We start from the raw sequence: 7,331 nt of genomic DNA, 5'->3' as shown, positions 1-7,331 counted from the left end.
GTAACTTGGCAGCTAACCATTTTTCCTCCTGTAGCGCTAACCAAGGCCTCAACTAGACCCTCCCCACCGTCAGAAACTGGAACCTCCTCGATCTTTGCTTCCGGCAGCACTTGCCGGATACCATTGGCAATGGCAGCCGCGGCTTCCACTGCGGTCAGGCTTTCTTTAAAGGAGTCAGGGGCTACGATTATGCGCACAAAAACGATCCTCCCTAGGCGCAGCGATTTCCGCAAGCGCACGTAGCGGTATGCAAGACCTCCCGAATCAACGCCTGAATTTGCGGCCGTACCTTCTCAATCTCGGCCTCAGCCTCAGGGCTTAAAGGCTGCTGTAGCTCTCCAGCCGGCATGCCGCGAAGTTCCAGCCCAACCTTGAAACCAACCGGGAACGGCAAGGACATCATGATTCGCACCAATTGAACAATGGAAAGCTGTAAGCAGCGCAGTCGCTCATGGTTACCCATTTGGTAGGCGCGGTAGATGGCCACCATGGCCTCCGGCACCACTGCCGCTCCTCCACCGATGCAGCCAGCACCACCTACTATCAAGGAAGCAAACAAGTTTTCCTCGCGCCCCGTCAGAAATTGGAGGTCGCCATCATTGCGCTGCACCGCATCAATAGCAGCCATAAAGTCCACCATGGAGCCGCTAGAGTCCTTTAAGCCTACAATGTTGGGCAGACGAGATAGCTTCCCAATAATTTCAGGGCTAATGGGGTTGGTAAACATAGGTATATTGTACAACACCAAAGGAAAATTTACCTGCTCGGCAATCAGTTCGTAATGGTACCGAATCATATCCTGGCTAAGGCGGTAATATGGTGGAGGGCAAATGACTGCTGCTTGGCAGCCGTCTTCCTTTGCTCTTTGAGCAATGGCCACGCAATCCCTCGGCCGTGAGGCGCTGGCTCCTGCTAAAACCTCGATCCGACCCCGCACTTGGTCGGCCACTATCCGATTGGCTTCAACACAACCTCGGGGTCCTAAATGGATGAATTCTCCACTCGAACCGGCAGAAAAGACCCCGTCTACTCCAGCCTGGACATAAAACTCGACCATATTCCGTAAGGCCTTTTCGTCAACCTCTCCAGCCTCATCAAATGGTGTTACCATAGCTACATAAATGCCTTGGGGTTTATACAACCTAATCACCTCTGACTTTATTACCAATGTCTAACCCTAGACTATATTCCTTACACCTCATCTTGACAACCCGACTTAGCTTTAAATTTTAGTTAAGACCTAGGAATTCGTCCGTGAATGTCGAATTGGGGAATTGGTCGTATTGAATTGGTCACCGTCAAGGAGGCAAATCAGTGAGGAGAAACTGGGGAAAATTGGCCGGATTGCTAGCAGTAATGCTTTTCGGTGTTTTGAGCATAGTCATGGTAGTTAAGGGGGAGGCAGTACCACCTATCAATCAGACCCCTACCTTCGATTCTGGCCCGCAATCCGCGCCCGGTTCAAGCCCGGCAACGCCTGACCCCAATGGTCCAGTGTCTAACCCTAACGGTTCGGATGCCAATTCCGTCTCTAAACCCCCAGCCCCTCCCAAACCCTCTAGCCCCAAGCCACCGGCCAACAACTACCAGGTAACTAGGCCGGAGGATCGCGAACCGGAGGAAAAGGAACCAGTGGAAATATCCGCCACCGGTCGAGGATGGTGGATAGATGTCAGCATCAGCGAGCAAAGCGTTAGGATCTTTAAGGATGGGCGCTTGCAAAAGCAAATGATCGCCTCAACCGGCACCAAGGACAAGCCCACCCCGTTAGGCCAGTTCAAAATTCAGAATCGGGGGCTCTGGTTTTTTAGCCAAAAGTACCAACAGGGCGGCAAGTACTGGGTTTCCTTCAAGAACTGGGGTCAGTATCTATTTCATAGTGTCCCTATGGACAAAAACCAAAACATCTTGCCGGAGGAGGCAAGTAAATTGGGTCAACCGGCGTCCCACGGTTGCATACGCCTAGCTATTGCTGACGCCAAGTGGATTTATGATAATATCCCCCAAGGCACACCCGTCAACATCCATCAGTAGACCACCTACAGTAAGGTAGTTCTTTTCTTAACTTAAGAGGATCTGGCAAGAATATATAGAAAACTTTGATTAATTATATTCCTTGAGGAGGGTGTGCCTTGCGTACAGCAGCCGAATACCGAGAAAGATTGCGAAGCATGCAGAAAAACGTTTATCACAATGGTGAGCTTATAGGCAGAGACCACCCAGCGTTGGCTCCAGGCATCAATGTAATTAGCCTTACTTTTGATGCAGCTTCTGACCCCGAGCTCCAGGAGCTAGTAACTGCTACCTCTCACCTCAGCGGGCAAAGCATCAACCGTTTCACCCATATTCATCAAAGCCCGGATGACCTGATGAAGAAGCAGGAGATGACCCGGCGGCTATGCCAGAAAACCGGGGGATGCATTCAGCGTTGCATGGGAATAGATGCCCTCAATGCTCTATCAGTGATAACCAAGGAAGTAGATAACCTGGCCGGTACCGAGTACCATGAACGCTTCCTAGCCTATCTCAGATACTTCCAGGAAAATGACTTGGTCGGCTGCTGCGCTCAAACCGACGTCAAGGGTGACCGTTCTAAAAGGCCACACCAGCAAATTGATCCGGATCTTTACGTCCACATAGTAGAAAGAAAGAGCGACGGAATTGTCGTTCGGGGGGCCAAGGCCAATATCACCATAGCTGCTTATAGCGATGAAATCATTGCTATCCCTACCCGATTTTTAACACCGGAGGAAGGTGATTGGGCAGTAGCCTTTGCTATCCCCGCCGATAGTCAGGGAGTCAAGCTGATAACCCGCGCTACCAGCCCTCGGCCCCGAGAACAGCTTCGCGCCCCCATGGTCGATTACGGCGCCGCCGACTCGGTGGTAATCTTTGACAATGTATTCGTGCCTTGGGAAAGAGTGTTTCTATGCGGCGAACACCAAGCAGCTGGCCTTTTGGCCGCCCTCTTCGCTACCTATCACCGCCACAGTTACACCGGCTGCAAGCCAGCTACCACTGACCTGATGATGGGAGCGGCCGCCTTGGCGGCTGAATATAACGGGGTAGGAAAAGCCAGCCATGTCCGCGACAAGTTGGCAGATCTAATCGCCGTGGCTGAGCTGGTTTATGCTGCTGGCATCGCTGCCGCGGTCAAGTCTACCCGTTACGCTTCCGGCACTTATGTGCCCGACTTTGTCTTTACCAACGTCGGCCGCTACCATGCCGGCACTCAGCTTTACCACGAATATGAGATCGTGGCCGACCTGGCTGGCGGGTTGCCGGCTACTTTACCTCCGGAAAGGGACTGGTTTAATCCTGAGACCAGGCCCTACCTGGAAAAGTACATCATGCGCAATCCCGCTGTTTCAGCGGAGAACCAACACCGCCTTTTCCGCGCCCTTTCCGACGTGCTCTGCTCTTCATTAGGAGGAGTCATGCAGGTGGCTGGGATACACGGAGGAGGATCCCCAATTATGGAACGGATTGCCATAACCCAGCAGTATGACCTCGAAAGCAAGAAGAGCCTCTTTAAGCGCTTGGCAGGCATTCCTGCGGATTAGAAACGGATCCCCTAGCACGGCCGCGTCTTGCTTGGGGCGCGGCCTAGTTTCTCCAACCAACTACAGGTATTCACGCTCTCTGCGATAAAAAGCTTCATCAGGCGGAAACAGCTTGGGTAGGGCACGTAACAGGTCGTTATTGCTCTTGGTTTTGTTTAAAGCATCGATCAACATCTCGGTGACCTCGGTCGGGGTCATATTGTTAGTAACCCGGCGGAAGTGCCACATCAGCTCGAGTTCCTCACGAGACAGGAGCAGTTCCTCTCGACGAGTTCCGGAACGCTTGACATCGATAGCTGGGAAGACGCGCCGCTCAGCTAATTTACGGTCCAGCACCAGCTCCATATTGCCGGTGCCCTTGAATTCTTCAAAAATCACTTCGTCCATTCGGCTTCCGGTTTCTACTAAAGCAGTTGCCAAGATGGTAAGGCTACCACCTTCCTCGATCTTGCGGGCGGCGCCAAAGAAGCGTTTGGGTTTGTGCAAAGCCGCAGGATCCACGCCGCCAGATAAGGTCCGGCCGCTCGGGGGTACCACCAGGTTATGGGCACGCGCCAAGCGAGTGATGCTATCTAATAGGATGACCACATCCATCTTATGCTCCACTAAGCGGCGAGCTCGTTCCAGAACCATATCGGCTACCTTGACATGATTGTCCGGGGGTAGGTCAAACGTAGAAGCTACCACTTCGCCCTTGACCGAACGTTGCATGTCGGTAACTTCTTCTGGGCGTTCATCAATGAGGAGAACTATTAGCCGCACCTCGGGGTAATTGGTAGTGATGCTGTTGGCTATCTTTTTTAGTAATACTGTCTTGCCCCCTTTGGGTGGGGCAACAATGAGCCCTCGCTGACCTTTGCCGATAGGAGCGATCAGGTCAATCATGCGCGTAGAAACGTCGCCATCTCCAGTTTCTAGGGTAAGCCTTTCGGTCGGGAAAACCGGCGTCAAACCGTCGAAATGAAGCCGGCGCACCGCGCTTTCAGGATCACAATCATTGATGCTTTCCACCCGGAGCAGGGCAAAGTATTTTTCTCCCTCCTTGGGGGGGCGAACCTGACCCGCCACCTCATCTCCTGTCCGCAAGTCAAATCGCCTGATTTGGGAAGGGGAAACGTATATATCATCATCGCTGGGGAGGTATTCAAACGGTCTGAGAAAACCATACCCGTCGGGAAGAATCTCGAGAATCCCCTTAGCAGTAAGGCTGGCATCCTTCTTGGCCTGAGCCTGAATTTTGGCGAGCTCGAATACTAGTTCCTTCTTGCGCAGGCGGGAATAACCGGTAAGGTTGGCCTCCCGGGCCATTTGATAGAGTTCCGCCATGGTTTTGGCCTCTAGCTCGGCAACGATCTGCGATTCGTTCACTGCCGAGCTATGGTTACGCCAGTGAGTATTATTGACGCTCAAAGAATCAACCTCCTATCTCTTGACTCCTTTCCAATCAGCCAAAAAGCGTTCAATTCCAACATCAGTCAAGGGGTGGCGGGACATCTGCTCCAACACTTTAAAGGGAACTGTAGCGATATCCGCTCCTAGGCGCGCGGCCTCCAGTACGTGCAAAGGGTGACGCACACTAGCTACAATAATTTCGGTGTCAAAACCATACTGAGAAAAGATCTGAACAATATCAGCCACTACTTCCGTCCCTGACTGGCCAACATCATCTAACCGACCAACAAAAGGGCTTACATAGGTAGCGCCAGCTATGGCCGCCATTAGAGCCTGATTGGCCGAGAAAATTAAGGTGACATTGCTACGAATCCCTTCCTCGGCCAATACCTTCACCGCCTTAAGGCCCTCGATGGTCATAGGGATCTTAACAACCACGTTGGGGTGAATAGCGGCCAGCTCCCTGGCTTCCCTAACCATAGCCTGGGCCTCAAGGCTTATCACCTCCGCACTGACGGGCCCGTCAACGATGGTACAGATCTCCTTGACCACTTCTCGAAAATCTCGGCCTTCCCGAGCTATTAGCGAAGGGTTAGTAGTTACGCCAGAAATGATCCCCCATGAGTTGGCCTCCCGGATCTCTTCCACGTTGGCAGTGTCGATAAATAGCCTCACGTTGCTCCTTCCTTTCCGGTTGTGCTGTTTAAATTTAGGATGTTTTAAAAATACGACTGGAGGAAAAACGGTCAATATCTCGGGACACTCAGGTGAGAAGTCAGTTTGGGTTGAAACCAAAATTAGGCTTGGCCGGAACTGCCAAACACCCGGATTTTCTCCCGCACCACCGCCTGCATGCGCTCGCGGGCGGGCCCAAGAATCTTGCGCGGATCGATTTGGTCAGGATCAGCTTCCAGAGCGCTCTTTACCCCAGCTACAAACGCCTCGCGAATGTTGGTATCAATGTTAATTTTCCGGACCCCCAACTTGACAGCTTGGCGCAACGCTTCGTCGGAAACACCGCTTGCACCGTGTAATACTATGGGTACCGATACCAACTGCTTGATGGCCCGCAGGCGATCAAAGTCCAGCTTGGGAACCCCTTTATACTGACCGTGAGCAGTGCCAATGGCTACTGCTAAGGAGTCAACCCCGGTAGCCTCGGCGAATTGCTTGGCCTCCTCGGGATCGGTAAGCATGGCCTCGCGATCGCTCACGGAAACTTGGTCTTCGACTCCGCCAATTCGGCCGATCTCACCCTCTACTGATACTCCTACCGCCCGGCAAATCTCGACTACTTGCCGGGTTCGCCTGATGTTTTCTTTCAATGGATAGCGAGAACCATCAAACATCACCGAAGTAAAACCGGCCCGCACGCATTGAACTACCTGCTCAAAGTCCAGTCCGTGATCCAAGTGCACGGCCATGGGTACGCTAGCCCGCTGAGCCGCTGTCAACGCCAGGACGGCAACATACTCAAGACCTGCGTATCGAATGGCCCCTTGGCTAGCCTGGATAATCACCGGAGCGCGCTCGGCCTCAGCTGCTTGGACGATGGCTTGCACTATTTCCATGTTATTGCAGTTGAATGCGCCTACTGCGTACCCGCCAGCCTCAGCATGCCGAAGCAGCTCGGAAACAGTGACTAAGGGCATAAGAACACCTCACTGTATATTATAACCCTATACATGGCACTATGACCCGTTTTATTCGGGGCGCTTAGTTAAATGGGACGAAGGGAAGCGGCGGCTCTTGCTGGCACCCCGAGTACGTCCGCGGCCAGCTTGCTTAGAAGAATTAGAATCAGATATATCCTCAGCTAGAAGAACGATTTTTCTTAGCTTTCTCACCATATCCAGATCTCTTTTGCTGCGGGCCCGGATAGGGACTACCAAGCGACAATAATTGCAGCGCAACTCCACATGGTCGGAATAGACTTCGATTTCAATGTCATGATTACCGCATTGGCAGTAAATTTTATCCCGCTCCGACATCCGATAAAGCTTGTCTAATACCCCTTCCATGACATCGGGATTGTCAAAGTACTCACGAAAGTTGAGGTCCTGGGCCAGCTCCATTAGAGTAGGCTCTCGGTGACGGAAAGCCTTACGGACCTTGTCGCCAGGGCCGATGTAACCGGTCTCCACCCCAGTATCTTCGCATTCCAGGGCTATTACCTTATCAGACCAAATATCTTTGCGCTGTAAGCTTATAATGTGGGTGCCCTCACATAAGCTGCACCCAATTTGTAGCCAAAAACGGCGCCAGTCTTTGGTTTGTAAGTAGGCCAAGACATCACCACAGCTGCAGTAGAGCTTGAAATCCCGCCTGCCAGAAAAAGAAAACACAGACAAGTGCTTTAGCTCGGACCGGCCGCAC

The 7,331-nt window shown here is 52.3% G+C and carries 8 protein-coding genes; 2 read left to right on the top strand and 6 right to left on the bottom strand.

Annotated elements, in window-relative coordinates; genetic code table 11:
- On the bottom strand, positions 1-197 hold a 197-nt coding region (locus H5U02_12805; GenBank protein ID MBC7343299.1), incomplete at its 3' end, for a glycerate kinase.
- 14 nt (positions 198-211) lie between these two features.
- Positions 212-1,141, bottom strand: a complete 930-nt coding sequence (locus H5U02_12800) for a dihydrodipicolinate synthase family protein (protein MBC7343298.1) — start codon at positions 1,139-1,141, stop codon at positions 212-214.
- A 242-nt stretch (positions 1,142-1,383) separates the two neighbouring features.
- Between H5U02_12800 and H5U02_12795 the strand changes: the two genes are divergently transcribed.
- Together H5U02_12795 and H5U02_12790 are read left to right on the top strand one after the other, a co-directional pair.
- Positions 1,384-2,034, top strand: a complete 651-nt coding sequence (locus H5U02_12795) for a L,D-transpeptidase (protein MBC7343297.1) — start codon at positions 1,384-1,386, stop codon at positions 2,032-2,034.
- A gap of 98 nt (positions 2,035-2,132) precedes the next feature.
- Positions 2,133-3,563 carry a 4-hydroxyphenylacetate 3-hydroxylase family protein gene (locus tag H5U02_12790; protein ID MBC7343296.1) on the top strand — a complete coding sequence of 477 codons (1,431 nt, stop codon included), beginning with the start codon at positions 2,133-2,135 and terminating at the stop codon, positions 3,561-3,563.
- A gap of 60 nt (positions 3,564-3,623) precedes the next feature.
- Here the strand turns inward: H5U02_12790 and rho are convergent, their stop codons facing one another.
- The 4 genes from rho to H5U02_12770 form a co-directional block, all read right to left on the bottom strand.
- Positions 3,624-4,889, bottom strand: a complete 1,266-nt coding sequence (gene rho / locus H5U02_12785) for a transcription termination factor Rho (protein MBC7343295.1) — start codon at positions 4,887-4,889, stop codon at positions 3,624-3,626.
- 96 nt (positions 4,890-4,985) lie between these two features.
- Entirely contained in the window at positions 4,986-5,630 is a 645-nt protein-coding gene (fsa, locus tag H5U02_12780; protein ID MBC7343294.1) for a fructose-6-phosphate aldolase, read from the bottom strand.
- A 122-nt stretch (positions 5,631-5,752) separates the two neighbouring features.
- On the bottom strand, positions 5,753-6,607 hold the full coding sequence (locus H5U02_12775; protein ID MBC7343293.1) for a class II fructose-1,6-bisphosphate aldolase: 855 nt from the start codon (positions 6,605-6,607) through the stop codon (positions 5,753-5,755).
- 51 nt (positions 6,608-6,658) lie between these two features.
- A partial coding sequence (locus H5U02_12770; GenBank protein MBC7343292.1) for a hypothetical protein occupies positions 6,659-7,331 on the bottom strand: 673 nt, incomplete at its 5' end.

The sequence above is a fragment of the Clostridia bacterium genome (assembly GCA_014360065.1).
Classification (GTDB): Bacteria; Bacillota; DSM-521; order Neomoorellales; family JACIYF01; genus JACIYF01.
The sequence above is the reverse complement of the archived record's forward strand: the minus strand, read 5'-3'. Positions and strand labels throughout refer to the sequence as shown.

Excerpts from the sequence above, each read along its gene's own strand:
- H5U02_12795 (MBC7343297.1), top strand. The coding sequence starts at position 1,384 with ATGGTAGTTAAGGGGGAGGCAGTACCACCTATCAATCAGACCCCTACC.
- rho (MBC7343295.1), bottom strand. The coding sequence starts at position 4,889 with ATGGCGGAACTCTATCAAATGGCCCGGGAGGCCAACCTTACCGGTTAT.
- H5U02_12775 (MBC7343293.1), bottom strand. The coding sequence starts at position 6,607 with ATGCCCTTAGTCACTGTTTCCGAGCTGCTTCGGCATGCTGAGGCTGGC.